Source organism: Kluyvera genomosp. 1, from assembly GCF_001266615.1.
GTDB classification, from domain to species: Bacteria; Pseudomonadota; Gammaproteobacteria; order Enterobacterales; family Enterobacteriaceae; genus Kluyvera; species Kluyvera cryocrescens_A.
In genome coordinates, this window is record NZ_LGHZ01000004.1 from 145,189 (window position 1) to 168,525 (window position 23,337).

Annotated in this window: 20 protein-coding genes; 9 read left to right on the forward strand and 11 right to left on the reverse strand. The window is 51.5% G+C overall.

Annotation, left to right across the window (positions count from 1 at the left end; translation table 11 throughout):
• Window positions 1-15 precede the first annotated feature (15 nt).
• The 3 genes from KP80_RS02630 (at window position 16) to mqo (ending at window position 3,607) form a co-directional block, all read left to right on the forward strand.
• Window positions 16-987 carry an ABC transporter substrate-binding protein gene (locus tag KP80_RS02630; RefSeq protein ID WP_052282032.1) on the forward strand — a complete coding sequence of 324 codons (972 nt, stop codon included), beginning with the start codon at window positions 16-18 and terminating at the stop codon, window positions 985-987.
• Window positions 984-1,757, forward strand: a complete 774-nt coding sequence (locus tag KP80_RS02635) for an ABC transporter ATP-binding protein (protein ID WP_231625898.1) — start codon at window positions 984-986, stop codon at window positions 1,755-1,757. The genes KP80_RS02630 and KP80_RS02635 overlap by 4 nt, the downstream gene beginning before the upstream one ends.
• A gap of 194 nt (window positions 1,758-1,951) precedes the next feature.
• Complete coding sequence (mqo, locus tag KP80_RS02640) at window positions 1,952-3,607, forward strand: malate dehydrogenase (quinone) (RefSeq protein WP_052282033.1); 1,656 nt, start codon at window positions 1,952-1,954, stop codon at window positions 3,605-3,607.
• Between the two features lie 97 nt (window positions 3,608-3,704).
• On the opposite strand, the gene KP80_RS02645 is transcribed toward mqo, so the two are convergent.
• Entirely contained in the window at window positions 3,705-4,934 is a 1,230-nt protein-coding gene (locus tag KP80_RS02645) for an amino acid permease (RefSeq protein ID WP_052282034.1), read from the reverse strand.
• 117 nt (window positions 4,935-5,051) lie between these two features.
• Window positions 5,052-5,507, reverse strand: coding sequence for a multidrug/biocide efflux PACE transporter (locus KP80_RS02650; protein WP_052282035.1), 456 nt, complete (start codon window positions 5,505-5,507; stop codon window positions 5,052-5,054).
• 94 nt (window positions 5,508-5,601) lie between these two features.
• Here KP80_RS02650 and KP80_RS02655 point away from each other — a divergent pair, with 94 nt between their 5' ends.
• The 3 genes from KP80_RS02655 to KP80_RS02665 all read left to right on the forward strand — a co-directional run bounded on the left by KP80_RS02655 (window position 5,602) and on the right by KP80_RS02665 (window position 8,964).
• Complete coding sequence (locus KP80_RS02655; protein ID WP_052282036.1) at window positions 5,602-6,471, forward strand: LysR family transcriptional regulator; 870 nt, start codon at window positions 5,602-5,604, stop codon at window positions 6,469-6,471.
• 111 nt (window positions 6,472-6,582) lie between these two features.
• Window positions 6,583-7,770, forward strand: a complete 1,188-nt coding sequence (locus KP80_RS02660) for an acetyl-CoA C-acetyltransferase (RefSeq protein ID WP_052282037.1) — start codon at window positions 6,583-6,585, stop codon at window positions 7,768-7,770.
• Between the two features lie 480 nt (window positions 7,771-8,250).
• On the forward strand, window positions 8,251-8,964 hold the full coding sequence (locus tag KP80_RS02665; RefSeq protein ID WP_052282038.1) for an oligogalacturonate-specific porin KdgM family protein: 714 nt from the start codon (window positions 8,251-8,253) through the stop codon (window positions 8,962-8,964).
• A gap of 331 nt (window positions 8,965-9,295) precedes the next feature.
• On the opposite strand, the gene KP80_RS02670 is transcribed toward KP80_RS02665, so the two are convergent.
• Window positions 9,296-10,471 (reverse strand): oligogalacturonate lyase family protein, encoded by a 1,176-nt coding sequence (locus tag KP80_RS02670; RefSeq protein WP_052282039.1) that lies wholly within the window; start codon window positions 10,469-10,471, stop codon window positions 9,296-9,298.
• 470 nt (window positions 10,472-10,941) lie between these two features.
• Between KP80_RS02670 and kduI the strand changes: the two genes are divergently transcribed.
• Window positions 10,942-11,778, forward strand: a complete 837-nt coding sequence (gene kduI / locus KP80_RS02675; protein WP_052282040.1) for a 5-dehydro-4-deoxy-D-glucuronate isomerase — start codon at window positions 10,942-10,944, stop codon at window positions 11,776-11,778.
• Window positions 11,779-11,900: 122 nt separating this feature from the next.
• Window positions 11,901-12,662 (forward strand): 2-dehydro-3-deoxy-D-gluconate 5-dehydrogenase KduD, encoded by a 762-nt coding sequence (gene kduD, locus KP80_RS02680; protein WP_052282041.1) that lies wholly within the window; start codon window positions 11,901-11,903, stop codon window positions 12,660-12,662.
• Window positions 12,663-12,665: 3 nt separating this feature from the next.
• Here kduD and KP80_RS23000 read toward each other — a convergent pair whose 3' ends face one another.
• A complete protein-coding gene (locus KP80_RS23000; protein WP_156315562.1) occupies window positions 12,666-12,854 on the reverse strand; it encodes a hypothetical protein in 189 nt (62 codons plus the stop codon).
• Between the two features lie 134 nt (window positions 12,855-12,988).
• On the opposite strand from KP80_RS23000, the gene KP80_RS02685 reads away from it, so the two are divergent.
• Entirely contained in the window at window positions 12,989-14,407 is a 1,419-nt protein-coding gene (locus KP80_RS02685; RefSeq protein WP_052282042.1) for a sugar porter family MFS transporter, read from the forward strand.
• 47 nt (window positions 14,408-14,454) lie between these two features.
• On the opposite strand, the gene KP80_RS02690 is transcribed toward KP80_RS02685, so the two are convergent.
• The 7 genes from KP80_RS02690 to KP80_RS02720 all read right to left on the reverse strand — a co-directional run bounded on the left by KP80_RS02690 (window position 14,455) and on the right by KP80_RS02720 (window position 23,327).
• Complete coding sequence (locus KP80_RS02690) at window positions 14,455-15,582, reverse strand: oligogalacturonate lyase family protein (protein ID WP_052282043.1); 1,128 nt, start codon at window positions 15,580-15,582, stop codon at window positions 14,455-14,457.
• A gap of 69 nt (window positions 15,583-15,651) precedes the next feature.
• On the reverse strand, window positions 15,652-16,938 hold the full coding sequence (locus KP80_RS02695) for an ABC transporter substrate-binding protein (protein WP_052282044.1): 1,287 nt from the start codon (window positions 16,936-16,938) through the stop codon (window positions 15,652-15,654).
• 14 nt (window positions 16,939-16,952) lie between these two features.
• Window positions 16,953-18,080 carry an ABC transporter ATP-binding protein gene (locus tag KP80_RS02700; protein ID WP_052282045.1) on the reverse strand — a complete coding sequence of 376 codons (1,128 nt, stop codon included), beginning with the start codon at window positions 18,078-18,080 and terminating at the stop codon, window positions 16,953-16,955.
• A gap of 12 nt (window positions 18,081-18,092) precedes the next feature.
• Window positions 18,093-18,995, reverse strand: coding sequence for a carbohydrate ABC transporter permease (locus tag KP80_RS02705; RefSeq protein ID WP_052282046.1), 903 nt, complete (start codon window positions 18,993-18,995; stop codon window positions 18,093-18,095).
• Window positions 18,988-19,878: a carbohydrate ABC transporter permease gene (locus KP80_RS02710; protein ID WP_052282047.1), complete on the reverse strand. Its 891-nt coding sequence runs from the start codon at window positions 19,876-19,878 to the stop codon at window positions 18,988-18,990. The genes KP80_RS02705 and KP80_RS02710 overlap by 8 nt, the downstream gene beginning before the upstream one ends.
• A 509-nt stretch (window positions 19,879-20,387) precedes the next feature.
• Window positions 20,388-21,002: an N-acetylmuramidase family protein gene (locus KP80_RS02715; protein ID WP_197276135.1), complete on the reverse strand. Its 615-nt coding sequence runs from the start codon at window positions 21,000-21,002 to the stop codon at window positions 20,388-20,390.
• An 18-nt stretch (window positions 21,003-21,020) separates the two neighbouring features.
• Window positions 21,021-23,327, reverse strand: coding sequence for a hypothetical protein (locus tag KP80_RS02720; RefSeq protein ID WP_052282048.1), 2,307 nt, complete (start codon window positions 23,325-23,327; stop codon window positions 21,021-21,023).
• Window positions 23,328-23,337: the final 10 nt, after the last annotated feature.

Here is a 23,337-nt window from a genome sequence, read left to right on the forward strand (position 1 = left end):
GATGAGAATTCTATAATGAAAAAACAAATTTACTTTGCGTGGGTTGCGGCACTTTTCCTTTTTGGTATGAGCGCATCGGCGCGCGCTCAGGATGAAGTCACTATGCGTTATATGGCGAGCTACGGCGGTATTTCCGCCCATGAGTTAGCTGAAGCGCTGGGATATTTTAAGGGCACAGGCGTGTCGATTAAAAACGCCGGTTACGCCAGCGGCGGCCCGGAGTCATTATTTGCTCTGGCCTCTAACAGCATCGATATCGGTTCAGCGGCAACGCCAGCGGTGATTAACTCGATTGCCAACGGCAATGACTTTGTTGCGGCTTATCCGACCAATGGCATCAATGAAACCACTAAATCGATTTTCTACGTTAAGGAAGATAGCCCGATTAAATCTATCAAAGATTTAGTCGGCAAAAGCGTCGCGGTGAACACGCTGGGGGCGCATCTGGATTACACCCTGCGCGAAGCGTTGCATCAGGCGAAATTACCGGAAAACGCAGCCAAGCCGGTTGCGGTGCCGGGCCCGCAGCTGGAACAGACCCTGCGTTCAGGGCAGGTTGACGTTGCGGCGTTCGGCTACTGGCAAACTACCTTTGAAGGCGCGGCGCGTAGCCACGGCGGCCTGCGTCCTATCTTCAACGATGCCGATGTGCTGGGGCCGATTGCCGGTGGTTTCACCGTATTGCGTGCAGACTTCGTGAAAAAGCATCCGGATGCAGCGCGCATCTTCGTGGTGGAGTCAGCGCGAGCGCTGGATTATGCCCGCGATAATCCAGAAAAAGTGCGCGAAATTATGGCCAACATCCTCAAAGAACGCGGTGAAAACCCGGAAGTGGCGAAGTACTTTACCGGCTACGGCGTGCGTAAAGGCGGGCTGTCTGAGCCGCATGACGTGCAGTTCTGGCTGGATATCCTTGAGCGCGACGGTGTTATCCAAAAAGGCCAGCTGAAAGCGTCCACTATTTTGCTGAAAACGGAAGGTGCATGATGACGATATCCACTCAGGCAGCGCGCGGCGATATTTCGATTCGCCGTCTGCGCAAGACGTTTTCCCTTGAAGGTAAGCCGTTTGATGTCTTTCGCGATCTGAATTTGCAGATCGACAGCGGCCAGAGTATCGCTATCGTCGGGCCTAGCGGCTGCGGAAAAACCACGCTGCTGCGCATTCTGGCAGGGCTGGAGACACCGGACGGCGGTGATGTGGTGATTGACGGTCAGGCGGTACATGGCATGAGCCGCGAGCGGGCGGTGATTTTTCAGGAGCCGCGTTTGCTGCCGTGGTTGACGGTGCTGGAAAACGTCAGTTTTAGCCTCGATGTGCAGGGCGTCCCGCGTAAAAAAGCGCGGGAGCGGGCAAAAGAAGCGATTGAGCTGGTGGGGTTAAGCCACTGCGAGCAGGCGCTGCCGAATCAGCTTTCTGGCGGAATGGCCCAGCGTGTTGGGATTGCCCGGGCGCTGACCATCCAACCGGAAATCCTGCTGCTTGATGAGCCGTTGGGCGCGCTGGACGCGATGACCAAAATCACCATGCAGGAAGAACTGGCGCGGATCCACGAGGTGGAAAAAATTACCATGGTGCTGGTGACGCACGATTTGGAAGAGGCCATTTATCTTGCCGACCGGGTACTGATTCTGCCGAAAATTAAGGGTGATCCTATTCGCACTATTGAAGTTTCACTCGCTCGTCCACGGGTTCGCAGCAGCGCCGATTTTGTTGCGTTACGCCAGGAATTAATGGCCGAGTTTGGTCTGCACTAATTATTCGTTGCAAGATGAGTTGGTTAGCTTTTATTTCCACGCAAAGAATAAGCCTGCTTTTTTTAATTAAAAAAAGCAGGCGTGGCAATAAATGTTAATAATTCGAAATGAAAAATGAGTGATATTTTAAAATAATGTAAAAGTGCGCTACCATTAGCGCACACATTACATTTTGCTATGCGAATATCATCATTATGTCTGCTATAAATAAAAAACTCTTCTCTCTGGCGACAATAGCGCTGCTGGTCAATTCAGCCGCTTATGCAAATACCGATACCACCCAAAAAACCGACGTCCTGCTGATTGGTGGCGGGATTATGAGTGCCTCGCTGGGCACATGGCTGCAAGAGCTGCAGCCAGACTGGAAACAAGTGATGGTCGAGAAGCTCGACAAAGTGGCGCTTGAATCCTCTAACGGTTGGAATAATGCCGGTACTGGCCACTCCGCGAACATGGAGCTGAACTACACGCCGGAGCGCCCCGACGGCACCATCGACGTCACCAAAGCGCTGGAAATCAACGAACAGTTTATGATTTCCCGTCAGTTCTGGTCGGCGCAGGTGAAACGCGGCGTGCTGAATAACCCGCATGCGTTTATCAACTCGACGCCGCACATGAGCTTCGTCTGGGGCGATAAGAACGTTGATTACCTCGGCAAACGCTACGATGCGCTGCAAAAAACCACCCTGTTCCAGGGCATGAAATTCTCGACCGATCATCAGCAAATTGCCCAGTGGGCACCGCTGGTGATGGCCGGTCGTGACCCGCAGCAGAAAGTGGCGGCGACCTGGACGCCATCCGGTACCGATGTGAACTACGGTGAAATCACCCGTCAGCTGATCGGCAGCCTGCAAAAAAATAACCATTTCACGCTGCAAACCTCTTCCGAAGTAACCGAATTTAAGCGTAATGGCGATAACTCCTGGCACGTGACCATTGAAGACGTGAACAGCGGTAAGCAGCATGCGATTGATGCGAAATACGTCTTCATCGGTGCCGGTGGCGGGGCGTTGAAGCTGCTGCAAAAAACCGGTATTCCAGAAGCGGATAACTACGCGGGCTTCCCGGTGGGCGGCTCCTTCCTGATGACCGAAAACCCGGACGTCACTCGTCAGCACATGGAAAAAGTCTACGGTCAGGCTTCCGTGGGCGCGCCGCCGATGTCGGTGCCGCATATCGATGCGCGCTTTATCGACGGCAAACGCGTGGTGCTGTTTGGGCCATTCGCTACCTTCTCAACCAAATTCCTGAAGCAGGGCTCGTTCTTCGATCTGCTGAGCACCACCACGACCAGCAACGTGCTGCCGATGACCCACGTCGGTCTGGATAACTTCGATCTGGTGAAATATCTGATTAGTCAGGTCATGCTGAGCGACGACGATCGTTTTGCGGCGCTGAAAGAGTACTACCCAGAAGCGCGTAAAGAGGATTGGAAACTGATTCAGGCCGGCCAGCGCGTGCAGATTATCAAGAAAGATGCTGATAAAGGTGGCGTACTGAAGCTGGGGACTGAAGTGGTTGTTGACCAACAGCGCACCATTTCTGCACTGCTGGGCGCATCGCCAGGTGCATCTACCGCTGCGCCTATCACCCTAAATGTGATTAAAAAGCTGTTCCCTGAGCAGTTCAACTCACCGGAGTGGCAGAGCAAAATTCGCGGTATCGTTCCGAGCTTTGGCCAGAACCTGAACGGTAATACGGCGCTGACGCAGCAGGTGTGGGACGACACGGCCGCCACGTTGCAGTTGACGAAACCACCGGTGATCACTATGCCAGATGCGCCGGTTGCGCAGGCTAAACCGGCTGAACAGCCTGCAGTCGCTTCACCGCAGCACGATATGGCATTGTAATTAGGACTTCCTGCCGCCGGGTTACCGGCGTGCAGGAAAGCGATAAAAAAGGCCTGCCAGGTTACCCCAGCAGGCCTTTTTCGTGTCTGTCACCCGGTTAACCGAGGAACATGACAGAGACGCACATCAGACCCACAATCAGCGTAATCAGGCTACCGATGGAGCGGTAAGGCTTGAGCGTTGGGATAAGATAAGTCGACAGCGTTGGCATAATAAACAGAATCATGGCAATCAGCGGGCCGCTGATGGCGTAGATCATCGAGATAGCATTCGGGTTGATGCAGCAGACGATAAAGGTCAGCGTTGACACCAGCAGGATAGACAAGCCGCGGTTAAAGGAGCGGCTCTTACGCACACCCACCTGGTTTAGCGTGGACTTCACCATTTCGCTCGCCCCTTCAATCACCCCAAAATAGGTGCCGAGGAACGACTTCGACATTGCTACCACCGCCACGATAATGCCGGAAATAGACAGCCAGCTCGGCGAGTTTGGCACCATCGACAGCGCGGAGAGAATGGTGACGCCTTCGTCTTTTGCGGCGTTGATATAGGACGGTGGAATCGACATCAGGCAGCTGAAGACAAAGAACAGCACGCTCAGGCAGATAATAAGATAGGCCACCTTCATGATTTTTTTGCATTTACCCATGGCGAGATCGCCATATTTCTCGCGCCGGTCGATGGCGAAGGTCGAGATAATCGGCGTATGGCTAAAAGCGAAAACCATCACGGGAATGGATAACCACACCTGGTGTAGCGTATGGGTGTTGACCTCCATCTGAGTCGTCAACAGCGACGGCTGCCAGCTCCCGATCTGGTAAATCGACAGGAACAGGAAATAGGCAATCAGTGGAAATACCAGCATCCCCATCACCCGGATAGTCGTCTGGCGACCGGTCAGGAAGATCAGGTTCAGCAGCAGCACTACGCCAAGGCTAATCAGTGCACGCAGCGGTAAGTCCACCGGGCGATAGCGGGAAATCTGCTCGGCCAGCGAGTTGGTGATAGCCACCGCGTAGATCAAGACCACCACGAAGAACGCGATAAAGTAGAGCGCGGTAATTAGGTTACCGATCTTCTTTCCGTAGTAGTGGGTGACAGCACCGGTGATGCCCACGCTGGCTGGGGTGTTAGCGGACAGTATGAACTGGCATAACGCGCGATGTGGCCAATACGTCAGGGGCCAGGCGACGAGGGCGGTAATAAACAAAACGACCGCACCTGCTGCACCCAACTGGATGGGCAGGAACAAGGTTCCTGCTCCGACAGCAGTGCCATATAAGGCAAAGCTCCAGAGGGTCTCTTCTTTAGACCAAATTTTAGACATTATTTGAATATATCAACCAAGAAACCAAAAAAATGGCGGATAATTTACCATAATTAGCTTTTCGTGTGGTTGAACATTTTCAGACCGATGGCTATCGGTCTGAAAAGTTAAGGGATTTTACGCGCAGCGTCTCTCTAAACGGCGCTTGACCACGCGCTCACGCAGGCTGTCATAGGCCCAGTTATAGAGCATGGTGTAAGGCAGGAAGAACAGGAAGAAACCAATCTCCAGCGTCAGAGCCTGTAGCAGCGTCACGCCGAGCACGAACGATACAATGCTGACGCCGATGACGATAAACCCACACTCAAACCCCAGCGCGTGCAGGGCACGAACTTTAGCGGTGCGCTTCACGCGAGTGACCGGCCACAGTCGGTCGAAGACGGCGTTATAGATGATGTTCCACACCATGGCGGTGGTAGCCAGAATCACCGTTAAGCCGCCCATTTCAAGTACCGAACGCTGCATAAGCCAGGCTGCGGTGGGGGCGAGGATCGCTGTGGCGATCCCCTCAAAGCAAACGGCATGGAAGATACGCTCCGGGAGCTTTCTGCGATGTAATGAATCGTGTTGCATCTGATGACCTTTCAATTATTGAACGTTGTTGCGGGTATTTTATGGACAAATGTGATAAGTAAAAGATAGAACCCATCGATAAAGTAGATACTTCATGCGCTATTCTCCCGAAGCTCTGACCGCCTTTGTGGAAACGGTCGCCTGCGGATCGTTCTCCGCCGCCGCTCGCCGCTTGCGAAAAAGCCAGTCCACCATCAGCACCGCTATCGCCCATCTGGAGGCCGATATTGGCGTTACGCTATTTGACCGTTCAGCGCGCCAGCCGGTGTTGACCGCCGAAGGGCAGCGGGTGTTGAGCTACGTGCAGGCGATACTGGCGGCCAGCGAGCGACTGGACGAACTGGCGGTAGAATTGAGCGGCGAAACCGAGGCTCGGCTGACTTTTGTGCTTTCCGATACGCTACATCCGGACGTGCTGGAAGGGTTATTGGCGCAGTTTGACCAGCGTTTTCCGCATACCGAATTTGAGTGCCTGGTAGGGGAGGACGACGATGTTGTCGATCTGCTGCAAAAAGGGCGTGCGCAGGTCGGGCTGATTGAGGCCCGCGATGACTATCCCACCGATATTGGCCACATCCGCCTGCCAATGCAGACGCGCATGGCGATCTATACCTCACCGGATCACCCTTTGACGCGTGAACAGGGGCTAACGCTGGAACAGCTGCGCACCTGGCGCGAGCTGCGGCTAAACACCTACCTGGAAAACCGCGCAGCGCCTTCTCGCGGGCCGGTGTGGTCTGCCCCCAACTATCTGATGCTGCTCAGTATGGCGGCGCAGGGACTGGGCTGGTGCGCGCTGCCCTGTGCGCTGGTGGATGAATTTGCTCGTTCGGCACAGCTGACTATGCTCAATATTGCGGGCTGGCCGATCTCGGTTTCAACCGATTTACTGTGGCATAAAGCGGCTCCGCTCGGCGCATCAGGAAGCTGGCTGCGGCAGTACCTGCAGCAGGTATCGGGCTAACGCGACGAATACGAAATTCCTTTGTGATAAAACTCACTTTTTTTAAACAATCGCGAAAAAATTTGATAACAATCATCTACTATACGCGGACTATTTTGCGCTGAGGTCGAGATGAAAGACGTCGTTATCGTAGGTGCTGTCCGAACGCCCATTGGCTGTTTTCAGGGGGCGTTGGCCCGCCATTCTGCCGTGGAGCTGGGTAGCCTTGTGATCCAGGCATTGATCGCGCGCAGCGGAGTACCCGCCGCGGTGATTGATGAGGTGATTATTGGTCAGGTACTGACGGCAGGCACTGGGCAAAACCCGGCGCGACAGTCGGCCATCAAAGGCGGACTGCCGAATACCGTTTCGGCCATCACCATTAACGACGTTTGCGGCTCCGGATTAAAGGCGCTGCATCTGGCGACCCAGGCCATTCAATGCGGTGAGGCGGATGTGGTCATCGCTGGTGGGCAGGAGAATATGAGCCGCGCGCCACACGTGTTGACCGACAGCCGCACCGGCGCTCAGCTCGGGAATAGCCAGCTTATCGACAGCCTCGTCCATGATGGCTTGTGGGATGCGTTCAATGATTATCATATGGGCGTGACGGCGGAAAACCTGGCGCGGGAATATGGTATTAGCCGCGAGCAGCAGGATGCGTGGGCGCTGAGTTCACAGCATAAAGCGCGTAAAGCCATTGATTCCGGCCGTTTTCGCGATGAGATCGTGCCGGTCACTAATTCACTGCCCGGCGGTGTATCGCAGGTCATCGATACCGATGAGCAGCCGCAAACCGATGCCAGTGCCGAAGCGCTGGCGCGTCTGGTGCCTTCCTTTGAGAGCGCCGGTTCGGTGACTGCCGGTAATGCCTCGTCGATAAACGACGGCGCGGCTGCCGTATTAATGATGAGTGAAAGTAAGGCGCAGGAGCTGGGCTTGCCGATCCTCGCCCGCATCCGGGCTTTTGCCAGCGTGGGCGTGGATCCTGCGCTGATGGGAATTGCTCCCGTCTACGCTACCCGTCGCTGCCTTGAGCGAGCGGGCTGGCAGCTCAACGATGTTGACCTGATTGAAGCCAATGAAGCATTTGCCGCCCAGGCGATATCTGTGGGTAGAATGCTGGAATGGAATGAACAGAAGGTCAATGTAAACGGCGGGGCCATTGCATTGGGACATCCGATTGGCGCATCCGGCTGTCGTATTCTGGTGTCGCTGGTCCATGAAATGGTTAAACGTGATGCCCGCAAAGGACTGGCAACGTTGTGTATCGGCGGTGGACAAGGTGTTGCACTTGCGGTTGAGCGGGATATCTCGTAACTTTTCTTCGAATTTCTTTCCAACACCCCCCATTTAAAAAGGCCTCGCGAGAGGTCTTTTTTTGTTTCTATGCCCTTTTTCTGAAGAAGATAAATAGGCAAATGTCTAGTTAGACCTTTTATGAACGTATGTGTATTTGTATCAATCAATGGCGTTATTAATACGTTAAACATTAGCCTGATTATCAATCGAAAATAAATCATTGCAATCAGTACAAATAACGCACGTTATTTGTTTTGTGATAACTGTCTGTAATTTAAGTAAAATATAGAAAAGATTTATTTATATAAATAAATAACTGTGATCTAAGTTCTGGTTTTTTGTATTTCTGTCTTATTTTTGTTGAGCTTTGTCACGTCCTTTTTGTGCCGGATTTTATGAAACAAATAATTACGATCTTGATCACTAAAATGCAAATCCGGAAAAAATAAAATCAAATTCCATAATAAAGAAACATTATTTCATTTTGAGGGATGGCAAATGCTTAAGAAAAATCTGGCCCTGGCTATTTTATCCGGTATGTCTTTCGCCGCTTCTGCGGTGACCGTTGACCTGCGTCATGAATATATTGATAGCGGTTCCAACGCAGACCGTGTGGCAGTTTCACACCGTTTTGATAATGGTCTTGGCTTTGGTGTAGAAGCGAAGTGGAAGACGGGCGGCGATACGGATAAACAGGATCGTCCATTTAACGAAATCGTGGGTAACGGACACGAGGAATCCATTAACTGGCGCTGGAAGGCAACGGATAACTTTGCCCTGAACCCTGGCTTTAATATTGAAAGTAAAGACAGCTACTCTATCTACAAACCGTATCTACACGCGCAGTACAGTTTTGATAACGGTTTCTACGTCGCGGCGCGTTACCGTTACGAATATACCCGCGTACCGGCGACCTCAAGCAATGGCGGTACCGATGATAAAGTGAATAAAGTGGATACCTGGGTAGGTTGGGTGATGGGCGACTGGCGTGCAGAACTGAACTATGTATATGCGCGCAGTACTATTGCAGACGATCAGCATAAGAGCCTGTATCGTAATAACAACAAACCTTATAGCAATGAATACAACGCTAAGCTGGCCTATAAGTGGGATAAAAACTGGTCCCCGTATTTTGAAGTGGGTAACGTGGGTGTGAAATCTACCGATGAACGTCAGACCCGTCTGCGTGTTGGTGTTGCATACTCCTTCTAATTAAAACCGGACCCTCATCCGTTTTCCCCCCGGAGCATTTGGCCGGGGGTTTTCGTTTTTTCGCCTCCACAATTTTCTTCATCTTTTTATTCTCTGCGAGGCCCATCTCTTCACCTTAACCCTCTCACCGCGGGACAGAATGGTGTGCTTGAATGAGAAAGCGATCGATTTCAGAGCATGGCCTTAGAAAACAGAAAGGCTCGGATTAACCTAATGTTGGAGAGAAAAGGAAGGGCGGTACAGCGTGATATTTATCGCCTTAAACGGCAGACAAAAAAAGGCCCTCCGAAAGGAGGGCAAGGCCAGTTACAGAAACACAAACTCAGAACACTTATGCTTTCATTAATACTCGTTCGCTCGGTAGTTTGGCGATATACAGCGCCGGTTTGCCGTCTTTATCAGAGCTAAACAGCACCGCGCTATCGTCTGGGGTAAAGGACGGATGCGGGTGAGTGACCTGACGGCTGTTTTGTACCGTTGCCCACGAGGTATCGTGGCGGGCAACGCGGAAGTATGACTGTTTGGCTACGTCGAACGCGTACAGGTACGGATCGTTGTCGATGGTGTAGCCGCTGGTGTCTTTCACGTCGACCGGTGTACCGGAACCATCACCGACCAGCAAGGTGCCGTCGAAGTTGCTCATCAGGTGCGAGCAGGCTGGCATTTGCATCAGCGCTTCATTGACGTTGGTATCCGGGTTGAAGCGGTAGATGGTACGGCCCTGTTTGCCTTTCAGGTAAGAGACGTAAACCAGCGCGGAACCGTTCGGAACCCAAAATTCGTGGGTGCAGCTTTCGCCTTCGGCATGTTCTTTCACTTTACGGACGTTGCTGCCGTCCTCGTTGACCAGCCACATGCGCGCATCCACCAGGTCGTGCGGACCTTCATGGCAGAAGGCCACGGTATTGTCATCAAACGGACGATAAATTGGGTGACCGAGCCAGTTCTTCTCTTCGTGGATCACCGCGCTTTCGCCAGTTTTCAGATCCACGCGCAGCAGGCGGCAATGCGGGCCTTTATGGAAGAAGTCGTGGAACAGCTGCCAGTCGTTGAGCGGTGTCCAGTCGCTTTTGGCTATCTCGATACCAACCAGCTTGGTGCAATCGCTGTTAGATACCCACGTGCCGTAGCCTACCCACTCTTCTGGCACGCGGTAAACTTCGCGCTCGGCCAGCGTTTTCAGGTTCACTTCCAACAGGGTACGGTCGTTTTTAACGTAATAGAGGGACTTGTCGTCCGGAGACAGGAAGCCGCCGAAGGTGTTGTCACCAGCGCCTTCGGTCAGCTGTACGGCTTCGGCATTTGCCACATCCAGCAAATAGTAGTTCCAATGGCCATCGAACTCACCGGCAAATAACAGATGGCTGCCATCGTTAAAGAAACACTTTTGATAGAAGTAGTTACGATGACACGTTACTTCTGGTGGAGTTAAGCGGGTGACTTCCGCGCCAGTGTCCGGGTCGCGGCTGACCTCATAGTTCAATTTTACCCGCATGCCTTTAGCCATGATGCTCTCCTTTTACTCCAGCGGTCGCGGGGTCTATCTTCCTCGCTGGCCGATGTGGACGTTATTTTAAAAATATGGTGTTAATTTATCAAAACGACGTTTCATTGTTTGTGATGCCTGACGCACTTTATACGAAAAATCAGCATTCCTGCTACTTTTTTTGATGCTTGTTTAACGAGCTTGTCAAGCCGACCTTCATTTTTGCGACGGTATTTACCTCTTTCAGGTTATTTTTCAAAGAAACATGTAACCAAATGAATAGTAATGTTTTTTAGTTTTAATTGATCGTCTTGAATGGCGTATTCGTGATCCCATTTGCATTTTTGATATTAATTCACAGAAAAAATGAAACGATGTTTTATTTGGAATTGAAAACCCATTTCATCAGCGATAAGATATGTGCATAAACAAAGTGGAATAGAGTTTCGTTCTACTATATAGAGTAAAGCCACATTTTCCTGGAGGTTAAGGTGGAAGTGAGACAGAGCATTCACAGCGCGCATGCCAAGACGCTGGATACACAAGGCCTTCGTGACGAGTTTTTAGTTGAACAGGTTTTCGTCGCTGATGAGTACACCATGGTGTACAGCCACATCGACCGCATTATCGTCGGCGGCATCATGCCGGTGGCGAAAACAGTATCGGTCGGCGGTGAAGTCGGTAAACAGTTGGGCGTTAGCTTCTTCCTGGAGCGCCGCGAGCTGGGTGTTATCAACATCGGTGGTGCCGGTACGATTACCGTTGACGGTCAGTGTTATGAAATTGGCCACCGCGACGCGCTGTATGTTGGTAAAGGAGCCAAAGAAGTGGTCTTCGCCAGCGTCGATGCGGCGAAACCCGCGAAGTTTTACTACAACTGCGCGCCAGCCCATACCACTTACCCAACGAAAAAAGTGACGCCGGCCGACGTTGCGCCAGTCACGCTGGGGGATAACCTCACCAGTAACCGCCGCACCATCAATAAATATTTCGTTCCTGATGTACTCGAAACCTGTCAGCTCAGCATGGGCCTGACCGAACTGGCGCCAGGCAACCTGTGGAACACCATGCCGTGCCATACCCATGAGCGCCGCATGGAAGTCTATTTTTATTTCAATATGGATGAAGACAGCTGTGTGTTCCACATGATGGGGCAGCCGCAGGAAACGCGTCATGTCGTGATGCACAACGAGCAGGCGGTGATTTCACCGAGCTGGTCAATCCATTCAGGCGTAGGTACTAAGGCGTATACCTTCATCTGGGGAATGGTAGGTGAGAACCAGGTCTTTGATGACATGGATCATGTTGCAGTGAAAGATCTGCGCTAGTCGCGGACAGCATTGTACGCAGAGGATTTCGGGCTAAGTCTGCCGTGAAGGTAGCCCGAAAGAGTACGCGTATAGACTAACAATGCCTGTTCGGTACAGGCGCTAACAACAAGGAATATATAATGATTTTGGATTCATTCTCTCTGCAAGGTAAAGTTGCCGTCGTTACTGGTTGTGATACGGGTCTGGGTCAGGGTATGGCGCTGGGTCTGGCTGAAGCCGGCTGCGACATCGTGGGTATCAACATCGTTGAGCCCACTGAAACCATCGAACGCGTTACCGCCCTGGGTCGTCGCTTCCTGAGCCTGACCGCTGACCTGCGTCAGATTGACGGTATCCCGGCGCTGCTGGAGCGCGCGGTGGCAGAGTTTGGCCATATTGACATTCTGGTGAACAACGCCGGTCTGATTCGCCGTGAAGACGCTATCGATTTCAGCGAAAAAGACTGGGACGACGTGATGAACCTGAACATCAAGAGCGTGTTCTTCATGTCCCAGGCTGCGGCTAAGCACTTCATTGCGCAGGGCAAAGGCGGCAAAATCATCAATATCGCTTCCATGCTCTCCTTCCAGGGCGGCATCCGCGTTCCTTCTTACACCGCATCAAAAAGCGGCGTGATGGGCGTAACTCGTCTGATGGCGAACGAATGGGCGAAACACGGTATCAACGTGAACGCCATTGCACCAGGCTACATGGCGACCAATAACACCCAGCAGCTGCGTGCTGACGAAGAGCGTAGTGCTGCGATCCTCGACCGTATCCCAGCGGGCCGCTGGGGTCTGCCAAGCGATCTGATGGGGCCGATTGTCTTCCTGGCTTCCCCAGCATCTGACTACATCAACGGTTATACCGTTGCAGTAGATGGCGGCTGGCTGGCGCGCTAAGTTTTAGCCGTCTTCAAAAAAACCTGCTGCGGCAGGTTTTTTTGCGCCCATAAGACAACGGCTGTTGTCTTTGGTTGTATGTAAAATATCCATATTGATATGTTTGGATAATCCATATCGATATTCCCGGCATGAAATAATAACGCCTGTGTAATAGGGGTTAAGGCAATATGCAACGCGTTTTTCTTCCATCTTAAAGTAAAATGTCCATCACAAAACCAAGTGTTGCAGCAATAAAATCCATGTTTTTAACCTGTCCCGCCTGACACCTTCGCCCGGCAATCCCTTACTTTCATGTCACGTCTTACTTTGTCAGGCAGGAAAAAATGACTTCCATCAGTAATGATCCAAAGTTAATGCCGCGTACGCTGCGTGATACCAAGCGAATGAATCAGTTCGTGTCGATTGCTGCCGCGGTGGCAGGGCTACTATTTGGTCTGGATATTGGGGTGATTGCGGGCGCATTGCCCTTTATCACTGACCACTTTGTGTTATCCAGCCGCCTGCAGGAGTGGGTGGTGAGCAGCATGATGCTTGGTGCGGCAATTGGCGCGTTGTTCAACGGCTGGCTCTCTTTCCGCCTCGGGCGTAAATACAGCCTGATGGTTGGCGCGGTGCTGTTTGTCGCCGGTTCGCTGGGCTCGGCATTTGCCGCTAATGTTGAAATGCTGCTGATCGCCAGGGTCATTCTCGGCGTCGCGGTAGGGATTGCTTCGTATACCGCGCCGTTGTATCTGTCGGAGATGGCGAGTGAAAACGTTCGCGGCAAAATGATCAGTATGTATCAGCTGATGGTCACGCTGGGGATTGTGATGGCGTTTCTCTCCGATACCGCATTTAGCTATAGCGGCAACTGGCGCGCCATGCTGGGGGTGCTGGCGCTTCCGGCGGTTCTGCTGATGATTTTGGTGATTTTCCTCCCTAACAGCCCGCGCTGGCTGGCGGAAAAAGGTCGTCACATTGAGGCTGAAGAAGTGCTGCGTATGCTGCGTGATACGTCAGAAAAAGCGCGCGATGAGCTAAATGAAATTCGAGAAAGCCTCAAACTCAAGCAAGGCGGCTGGGCGCTGTTCAAAGTTAACCGCAACGTACGCCGGGCGGTGTTCCTCGGGATGTTACTGCAGGCGATGCAGCAATTTACCGGGATGAATATCATCATGTATTACGCTCCGCGTATTTTTAAGATGGCCGGTTTTACCACCACTGAACAGCAGATGATCGCCACGTTGGTGGTGGGTCTCACCTTTATGTTCGCCACCTTTATCGCCGTGTTTACCGTCGATAAAGCGGGGCGTAAACCGGCGCTGAAAATTGGTTTCACTATTATGGCGTTGGGGACGCTGGTGCTCGGTTACTGCCTGATGCAGTTTGATAACGGTACCGCCTCCAGCGGCCTGTCCTGGCTGTCGGTAGGCATGACCATGATGTGCATCGCTGGCTATGCCATGAGCGCCGCGCCGGTGGTGTGGATCCTGTGCTCAGAGATTCAGCCGCTGAAATGCCGTGATTTTGGCATCACCTGTTCGACAACCACTAACTGGGTGTCGAATATGATTATCGGTGCGACTTTCCTGACGTTGCTGGACTCTATCGGCGCTGCGGGAACGTTCTGGCTATACACCGCGCTGAACGTGGCGTTTATTGGCGTCACTTTCTGGCTGATTCCTGAAACCAAAGGGGTCACGCTGGAACATATTGAGCGTAAGCTGATGAAAGGGGAGAAGTTAAGAAACATCGGTGTGTAATTCAGTTCCCTCACCCCAAAGGGGTGAGGGGAGCAAACCGCACGAATTTAAACCTGCGCCATATACAGCGCCGGCATCCCTTCCACGTCTGAGGTATACAGCACCCACTGCCCATCCGGTGAAAATGATGGATGCGGATGGGTTACCTGGCGGTCACCGTCGAGCACTTTCCAACTGCTGTTGTGCTGGCAAATCGCTTTCTTCTCGCCGGAGTGCAGGTCAAAGACCCAGATAAATGGATCGTTAAGGCTGATATCGCCGGTATTGTGCGGGGCTCCATCGCCGACGACCAGGGAACCGTCGTGGTTGCTCATCAGGTGAGAGCAGGGCGGTATCGCCATCAACTGGCGATTTTCCAGCGTTAATGGGTCGGCGCTGTAGAGATAACGGTGCGGGCTGTTTTCCTTATGAGCAACATAGTAGAGTGCTGAACCGTCCGGCACCCAGAACTCGTGGGTAAAGCTTTCCCCTGTCTGGTGTTGGCGTACGCAGCGCAGGTTACTGCCGTCGGCGTTGATTAGCCACATGCGTGCATCAATCGCATCGCGCGGTCCTTCGTGGCAAAACGCCACGGTGTTGTCATCGAATGGACGATAAATCGGGTGCCCGAGCCAGCCATTTTCCTGCAAAATGGTCCGCTGCTCGCCGGTTTTCAGATCAATATTGATTAAGCGGCATTCCGGTTTGGTGAAGTAAAAGGCGCGGAATTTCGACCAATCTGTCAGCGGCTGCCAGTCGCTTTTTTTAATTTCGATGCCGACCAGCTGCGTACAGTCAGAATTGGCGACCCATGTTCCATAGGCCACCCATTCATCGTCCACTTCATATACCACGTACTCTTCCAGCGTCGATAGGTCAACGCGTCTGAGCTGGCGGGTGTCTTTGACGTACCACAGCGACTGGTCGTCATCGGAGAGGAAACCGCCGAAGGTATTGTCTCCGGGGCCATCGGTCAGTTGGGTTGCCTGTTGGGCGGCAATATCCAGTAAATAGTAGTTCCAGTGCCCCTCAAACGCGCCGCCAAAAATCAGCTTGCCGCCGTCGCGGGTGAAGCATTTTTGGTAGAAGTAGTTACGGTGGCAAATAATGTGCGGTGGCGTCATCCGGATCACCTCATGACCGGTTTCGCTGTCTTTCTGCTGGCGGAAATTCAGCGGGATGATTTTGCCTTTCATGTGCTTTCTCCTTAAATAAAAAAATACCCCGCAGCCGGAAGCTGCAGGGTATTAACGCATTGATAGCAATCAGCGCATTGCGCGTCTCAGGATTCGTTCACCCTGACGCTGGAAGTCAGCGGCCGCTTCTTCTACGGTTTTCTGACCGTAGTCGATGTACTGCAGAGTGGTACCGAACTGGGCAACGATCTGCGGATCGTCAAAGTACGGAGAGACGCTCAGCTTCGCTGGCAGAGACTGCGCCAAACGCAGGCCAGAAACGGATGGGTCGTCTTCTTTCAGGATGCCGTCTTCGGTCAGGTATTTCACCGCGACTTTGCTCAGCGGCACGCCGCGCTCAAGGCCTAACGTATCCACGCCTTCTTTGCTGTTCAGCAGGAAGTTAATGACCTTCGCTGCGGCTTCAGGATTTTTGGTGGATTTGCCGATAGAGAGCATCTGCGCTGGCTTGAAGAACAGGCCCGCATCGGTTGCACCTGGCAGCATTGGGTAGCTACCCAGTTCCAGTTTGGCCGGTGGCTTCAGGTTGTCGGAGTACTTGTTAATGGTGGAGTTCCACATATAAGTACCGCCCCATTCGCCCTGGATCCACGGCTTCATTTCATACATGTTGCTCTTACCAAATGACGCATAGTATTTGGTATCCGGCATCACGTGGCTGTCGACCAGCTTTTTGTACATCTGGAAGAATTCAACCCACTGCTCTTTGCTGTAGGAGAATTTTTTAGCCTGCGCATCGATAGCTGGGATGTTGTACTTTTGCGTCATATAGGAGTTCAGCAGCGCCAGCGTATCCTGGTGCTCCAGAACTACCGGGTAGTACTGTTTGCCCAGTTTGCTTTCGAAGGTTTTACCCGCCGCCATCAACTCATCCCAGGTTTTCGGGTAAGCAACGCCCGCTTGTTTCCAGGTTTCGTCGTTGAAGTAGAACACACGCGCGGTCACGGAGATTGGGATCCCGTTCAGCTTGCCGTCGACCGTGGTGGACTGCAGTTCTTTGGCATCGAACTGGCTTAAGTCGATGACGTCTTTCATTTTGTTCAGATCGTAAAAACCATCGCCGGTTTTGGAGAAGATCGGCAGCCAGTTCCAGTTAGTCTGCATCACGTCAGGCTCTGTGCCGCCTGCAATCTGGGTGGTCAGACGGGACAGGTGGCCATCCCAACCGGTGTACTCTGCTTTGACGTTAATATCCGGGTTCTGCTTATGGAACTCTTCCAGCGCCTTCAACGTCACCTGGTGGCGACCGTTACCGCCCCACCAGGACATGCGAAGGTCGACATCCTTTGCCATCGATGGGAGGGCCGTGAGGCCCAGGGTGGCGGAGATTGCTGCGCTTAAAAGCACTTTTTTCATTTTAATACTCCAGATTAGAGAGAGAGGTTCTGTTCAGTTTTAGCGTCAAAGATATGACATTTATCCATGTCAAACTTAAAGTACACCTTACGATGAAGCCCCTTATCAATCATTGGCTTAGCCTCATCTGAAGGGATGCGTGCCGTCAGTTCGTAGTTGGCAACTTTCAGGTAAACGAAGAACTCGTGGCCCATGTTTTCCACACGCACCATTTCACCGCTGCAGCCACCTTCCGCGAACGGTTCGTCGGAGAGCGCGACGAATTCCGGGCGAATACCGTAGAACACTTCTTCATTTTCATGACCGGTCAGTTTCTGCTGCAGGCTGTCGCACAGCGGCATGAACTCATCACCGATAGTCAGGTTCAGACGGCCTTCTTTATTCACCAGCTTGCTGGAGCGAATATTCATTTCCGGCGCGCCGATAAAACCGGCCACGAACATATTTTTAGGCTTGTGGTACAGGTTGTCCGGGGTATCAACCTGCATGATATGGCCCAGCTTCATGACGCAGATACGGTCGCCCATGGTCATCGCTTCGGTCTGATCGTGGGTGACGTAGACGGTGGTCGCTGGTTTGCCGGATTTCTTCAACTGCTTGTGCAGGTCGGAGATACGGATACGCATGGAAGCACGCAGCTTGGCATCCAGGTTCGACAGCGGTTCATCGAACAGGAATACGTCTGGCTTTTTCACAATCGCACGGCCTACAGCCACACGCTGCGCCTGGCCACCGGAAAGCTGGCGCGGCAGGCGTTCCAGCAGTTCTTCCAGCTCGAGGATTTTGGCCGCTTCGTTAACCTGAGCGTCAATCTGCGCTTTCGGCATTTTGCTCAGCTTCAGACCGAACGCGAGGTTCTCACGCACGGTCATGTGTGGGTACAGCGCATAGTTCTGGAACACCATCGCAATCCCACGCTCTTTTGGCGCAAGGTTGTTGACGATCTTCTCGCCGATGCGAACTTCACCGCCGCTGATGGTTTCCAGACCAGCCAGCATACGCAGGGTTGTAGACTTGGCGCAGCCGGATGGACCGACAATCACCATAAATTCCCCTTCTGCAATTTTCAGGTCGATACCATGTACCGCTTTGAAGCCGTTGGAGTACACTTTTTCCAGTTTGTTGAAAATAACTTCAGCCATGATATATCCCTCTTAACCTTTAATTCCGCTGCTGGTAACGCCCTGTACGAAGTAGCGCTGCGCCAGGAAGAACACAATGATGGATGGCAGAATGGAGATGCTCGCCATTGCCAGAATTTCGTTCCACGGCGCCCCTTCGGTGACGTCGATGGACATTTTAAGTGCCAGTGCAATCGGGTACTTATCAACGCTGTAGACGTAGATCAGCGGGCCGATAAAGTCGTTCATGGACCACATGAACTGGAACAGGGCGACGGAGATAATCGCCGGCTTCAGAATCGGCACCACCACGTACCACAGCACCTGGATGGAGTTACAGCCGTCAATCTGCGCCGCTTCTTCCATGTCACGCGGGACGCCGCGCAGGAACTGAATCAGCATGAAGACGAAGAACCCTTGTGTCGCAAATGCCAGCGGCAGATACAGTGGCATGTAGCTGTTCAGCATGCCCATTTCACGGAACATCAGGTACTGAGGAATCAGCAGCACGGTGCTTGGCAGCAGCATGGTGGTGATGAGCGTCGCGAACCAGAATTTCTTCCATGGAATCTCGAAGCGGGCAAAGCCGTATGCCACGATGGTGGAAGAGATAATGGTCAGGATCACTTTCGGAATCACATACTTAAAGGTATTAAGCATGTAGTGGCCGAAGGTGTACTCGGTACCGGTTTTCCAGCCGTTGATGAAACCATCCCAGGTTGCATGTGCGGGCCACAGGCTCAGCGTGGTGAAGATCTCGTAGTTCGGTTTGAACGATGCCGAGAACATCCACGCCAGCGGGTAAAGCATTAACAGTCCGACAAACAGCAGGATGACATAGCGAATCCAGGCGTTAATCTTTTCACGTCTAAGGGTACGGGCAACCTCACGTTCAGCGATGCTTCTTGCTTCTGAGATTTGTTGGATATCAGCCATTTTTGCCTCCCTTATCGGCGGAGTAGAACACCCAGTATTTTGAAGACTTAAAGGCGATGCCGGCAAAGACCGCAACGACCAGGAACAGAACCCACGCTAGCGCTGCGCCGTAACCCATATCGAAGTACTTGAACGCCGTGTCATAGATGTACAGCGAGAACAGGTAAGTTGAGTAGGTTGGGCCGCCGCCGGTAATGACGTATGGTCCGGTAAACTCCTGGAATGCCTGAGTGGTCTGCATGATGAAGTTGAAGAAGATAACCGGCGTAATCAGCGGCACGGTCACTTTCATAAACATCTGCCATTTGGAGGCGCCATCAATCATGGCCGCTTCGTACTGAGACTGTGGTACGTTTTGCAGCGCGGCAAGGAAGATAACCATCGCGGAACCGAACTGCCAAACGCGCAGCAGGGTCACGGACATCAGCGCCAATGACGGTTCGCCCAGCCAGTTAACTGGGTCAAAGCCTAATACGCCGATGAAGCTGTTGAGCAGGCCGTCGATAGCAAACAGCGCACGCCAAAGCACCGCGATAGCAACGGAGCTACCGAGGATTGACGGGATATAGTAAGCAGTACGGAAGAAGCCGATACCGCGTAATTTAAAGTTCAGAACAAACGCAATCCCTAAAGCGAATGCCAGCTTTAATGGGATGGTCAAAAATACGTAGGCGAACGTTACACCCATGGATTTCCAGAAGAGAGAATCTTCTGTCAGCATGTAGCGATAGTTTTCAATGCCGTTAAACACCGGCGGACTCATCAAGTCATACTCAGTAAAACTGAGGAAGAAAGATGACACGAACGGGAAGGCCGTAAAGATTATCAGCCCGATTATATAGGGCGAAATCCAGGCCAATCCCAGCATTCTGTTTTCATTCATACATACCTACCTGGCAAACAAGTGTGTCAAATGGATTGGGTGTTAGTGACATTCCCCGCGCCTGCTGGCGCCAGGAGTGTTAAAGCGTTAGCTTGGTGTCAGTCATGAAGCCTTCCCTGTAAGTAGATGTAATATAAAAAATTTAAACGCGGTCCTTTCGTCGGTGTTGTTGCGTTTTAAAATCTCATGCTTGGCTACAATCATTTTATAAAACACCGTTTTAAATTTATTTTATTGCGATTTGTTTCTACGTCATTCGATTAATCATGAAAGTGTGATCAAAGTCGAAACGATGTTTCATTATAGTGACGGCGATGGCGTTTTTACCCATCTGGCGGCGGTTTGCAGGGTGTCTGGTATGGAAGTTGACGGCGATAAACTTTTATAAATTGCGATATAATTAATTATTTAAATGATTAACTAACTAATCTTTATGGAGAGGTAAGAATATAAAGCCTCAGCTAAAAAGATGAGGCTTTGGTCACAATAAAAAGCTTATTTCGAAAACATCACGAATGGGCGTGCTGACACGAACGATAAGCGATTTCTAGTTTTTTATCATATTGGTTACGAACATATTCTGGCCCGTTGTAGCGCCTGGCAAAAGCAGTCCAATCTTTGTTTTGCAAATAGACCTGTAGGTTATTGGTGATCAGGAATTTGCAAAAGGCCTCCAGTTGTTTACTACAGCTTTGCTGCTGTGCGGCGACGAAATCGGTGACTGAATGAAAACCGCAGAGGGCATAGTTAAATCCCATAATTTGAAATGCTCCCCACGATGTCGAGCAATATGCGGCCTCGTGATGAATACTCTGAGCCATGGCTAGCCGTTCATACTCTTTCTCTCCCCCCTGGTAGAACTGGTTTGTCCATCTCTGATAGAGAATAGAAGGGAAGTCAGAGGCCAGACGCTCCGGTTGATAATGACGTTTTGCTAGCTCACGCCAGAAAATATGCCCTTCAAACAGAATTTTTGGCCTCCCGGAGGGAAGGAAACCATTTCCTGACGCTTCAACGGTACACACGGCCTGGAGCGTGCAGGGTTCGATATTCATCTGTGCCGCGGCGGCAACGATATCCAGCCAGTTCAAAGTCTGGAGTGCTAGTGGAGCACTGTCTTCCATGTGCATATCAATCTCCCATTAGTCCGTAGCACGATTACTGCGTGGGGACATTTGCAGGGCGTCCCGATTATAGGTGCTGTTGTAGTCATCAAGCATCGACTGGAAGTTTTTAATAAAGTCCAGAATGGAGATGAATTCGCCAGTGCTGTTGCGTTCTTCACTTAGGCTGGCGCTTTCATCGGCCGGTGTTGCCTCTAGGTAATAACCGATGATCTGTGGACTGGTGAAGCGGATGGTCACGCTGTTAGCCGTGGAGTTGGTGCTCGAATTGCTGCGTGATGAACTTGATGACGATGATGAACTCCCGCCAAAGATAAAGAATCCACCGCCCCGTGCGGAGTGATCCTCAACGCTTTGCGCAAAGCTACTGGATACCGAACTGCGCGATGAGAACTTGATGGTGATATCCCGGGCGATGACGAAGGAAACCGGAAAACACGGGAAGGTGCATTTGTTCATTGCGTCAAAATGTTCTTTGCTGAGCGGTATACCGCTGTACTTTGGCGCGATTTTTTTGCTGGAGGTGTTGTACATGTCTTTAGTCAACAGGAACACTCCAGGGTTAAACCATTCCCTGCCAATCGCCACTTTCGCCACCGACATACCAATCTGAATATCCATATCACTCTCTTTGGCGAGACTCTCATTAACTGCCGACATATGCGACTGGCTGCTGCTGTAGCCGCCAAAGAAGAACGATACCCGGCTTGATGATGTTGATGCGGACGTAGCGCTACTGGAGCTTTGGTTCACTGAGGACATTTTTGAGTGGATGATAATTTGGGTAAAACGGTCTGGAATAGCATTTGGCGCCACATCGCTGTCGTTCAATTCACTCGCGTCGCTTTCTGCAGGTTTGGCCTGCTGCATGACCGATGAGAGGGCGATTTTATTTTGCAGCTCAGTAATTTCTGTGTTCACCTGCTTGAGTTGATTTTGGAGTGGCTCAAGCATCCCTTTGTACTGCTCTAAATTATGCTTGCTGAAGTAGGCCATCGCACTGCTTGTGACGTTTTGCGCGGCGGTAATCACTGCGTCCAGGGCTTGTGTACATTCGGTGGCACAAGTGGTGAGGACGTTTACGGCGTCGGTTACCTTGCCTAAATCTATGCCGAGAACTTTAGCCGCGGTGGCATCGGGGAGCTTGCCATTTGATTTAGAGGCAATTGTCATAAAGCATTTTATGGCATCGCTGGTGACTTTAATTTGCTTTTGTAGCAGCTGTCCTTCCGCTTTTGTCAATGCATCATTGGCTGTGGTATGGGCATCTGATAGCGCTTTGACCACCTCTTCATCGGGAATAATGGCAAGGAATGAATTCACGGTAGAGGTCAAATTATTACGCTGCATGATAAGCACTGAAAGCTGCTGTGCCAGCGCTGTTGGGCTTTCTAGTAGATCAAGGGCGGTAAATGAGGTGTCCAGCAGGGTGAACCAGTTTTCAGGATAAAGGGTCACCGGATAAACATAGCCGCCGTCAGGATTGAGTTTCTGCACGTTGGCGAGTGTCTGTCGGGCCTCTGCAACTTCGCGTCCGGCACCGCTATCGAGGATCCCGGTAATAATCTCCATATCGCCCGGCGAAAAGACGTTCAGTACTTTACCTAGCTTCTCCTGCACCTTCAGCAACTGAGACTCGGCGGTGGTTTCATACCAGTCAAGATAGTCATTCTGCCGACTGCGATTGTCCTCCCGGCTATTGCCGGGATATTTAGCGTTTAACTCTGTTTTCTTGTCTAGTTGTACTTTAGCCCAGGCCTGTTTGGCATCAACGTATTCACTGTACAGGCGGTAAAAAACCTGCTGCAAGGTAAAGCCAGTGGTAAGCCCTTCACCAAAATTGTAGGGGTAAGGCGTCATCAGGACTTTGCGTAGTTTTGATTTCGCATCGAACAGACGGCTGTTTAATTGCGGCGTGAGCATATCAAGCGCGCTTTTATACTGTGTTTGCAGATGCCGCCCATTATCGGAGGCCGTCATGGTGCAGGCATCAAAGAGTTTATTCACCAGCTTCGATTCATTAGCTTCGACGAATGCCGGTTTCTGCTCATTTTTTTCAATATCGTAACTGTAGAGGTTTTTATCTATATGAGTACCTGGTAGGCTCATGCAGAAAAATTGATTCGGGTTGCTCCCACCGATTACGGAAGTGATTTTTTCGTATAACTCATCGGCGAAACTCGGTGTTGTTGCTGCATCTAATAATGCTGGGTTTGGCTCCGGTCCATTTTCCTTTATGGTTATATCCGTAGTGACCATAAATTCCTGCTGGTGGGATTCATTTGTTACTGATTTTGGGTTTTCCGGACGGTGCTCATCAACCATGATTAATTCT

Coding starts and splice junctions, on each gene's coding strand:
- KP80_RS02685 (WP_052282042.1), top strand. CDS start 12,989: ATGACTTCCATCAGTAATGATCCAAAGTTAATGCCGCGTACGCTGCGT.
- KP80_RS23000 (WP_156315562.1), bottom strand. CDS start 12,854: ATGGAAGAAAAACGCGTTGCATATTGCCTTAACCCCTATTACACAGGC.
- KP80_RS02705 (WP_052282046.1), bottom strand. CDS start 18,995: ATGGCTGATATCCAACAAATCTCAGAAGCAAGAAGCATCGCTGAACGT.
- KP80_RS02710 (WP_052282047.1), bottom strand. CDS start 19,878: ATGAATGAAAACAGAATGCTGGGATTGGCCTGGATTTCGCCCTATATA.
- kduD (WP_052282041.1), top strand. CDS start 11,901: ATGATTTTGGATTCATTCTCTCTGCAAGGTAAAGTTGCCGTCGTTACT.
- KP80_RS02635 (WP_231625898.1), top strand. CDS start 984: ATGATGACGATATCCACTCAGGCAGCGCGCGGCGATATTTCGATTCGC.
- mqo (WP_052282033.1), top strand. CDS start 1,952: ATGTCTGCTATAAATAAAAAACTCTTCTCTCTGGCGACAATAGCGCTG.
- KP80_RS02645 (WP_052282034.1), bottom strand. CDS start 4,934: ATGTCTAAAATTTGGTCTAAAGAAGAGACCCTCTGGAGCTTTGCCTTA.
- KP80_RS02695 (WP_052282044.1), bottom strand. CDS start 16,938: ATGAAAAAAGTGCTTTTAAGCGCAGCAATCTCCGCCACCCTGGGCCTC.
- KP80_RS02630 (WP_052282032.1), top strand. CDS start 16: ATGAAAAAACAAATTTACTTTGCGTGGGTTGCGGCACTTTTCCTTTTT.
- KP80_RS02720 (WP_052282048.1), bottom strand. CDS start 23,327: ATGGTTGATGAGCACCGTCCGGAAAACCCAAAATCAGTAACAAATGAA.
- KP80_RS02655 (WP_052282036.1), top strand. CDS start 5,602: ATGCGCTATTCTCCCGAAGCTCTGACCGCCTTTGTGGAAACGGTCGCC.
- KP80_RS02715 (WP_197276135.1), bottom strand. CDS start 21,002: ATGGAAGACAGTGCTCCACTAGCACTCCAGACTTTGAACTGGCTGGAT.
- KP80_RS02650 (WP_052282035.1), bottom strand. CDS start 5,507: ATGCAACACGATTCATTACATCGCAGAAAGCTCCCGGAGCGTATCTTC.
- KP80_RS02665 (WP_052282038.1), top strand. CDS start 8,251: ATGCTTAAGAAAAATCTGGCCCTGGCTATTTTATCCGGTATGTCTTTC.
- KP80_RS02700 (WP_052282045.1), bottom strand. CDS start 18,080: ATGGCTGAAGTTATTTTCAACAAACTGGAAAAAGTGTACTCCAACGGC.
- KP80_RS02660 (WP_052282037.1), top strand. CDS start 6,583: ATGAAAGACGTCGTTATCGTAGGTGCTGTCCGAACGCCCATTGGCTGT.
- KP80_RS02690 (WP_052282043.1), bottom strand. CDS start 15,582: ATGAAAGGCAAAATCATCCCGCTGAATTTCCGCCAGCAGAAAGACAGC.
- KP80_RS02670 (WP_052282039.1), bottom strand. CDS start 10,471: ATGGCTAAAGGCATGCGGGTAAAATTGAACTATGAGGTCAGCCGCGAC.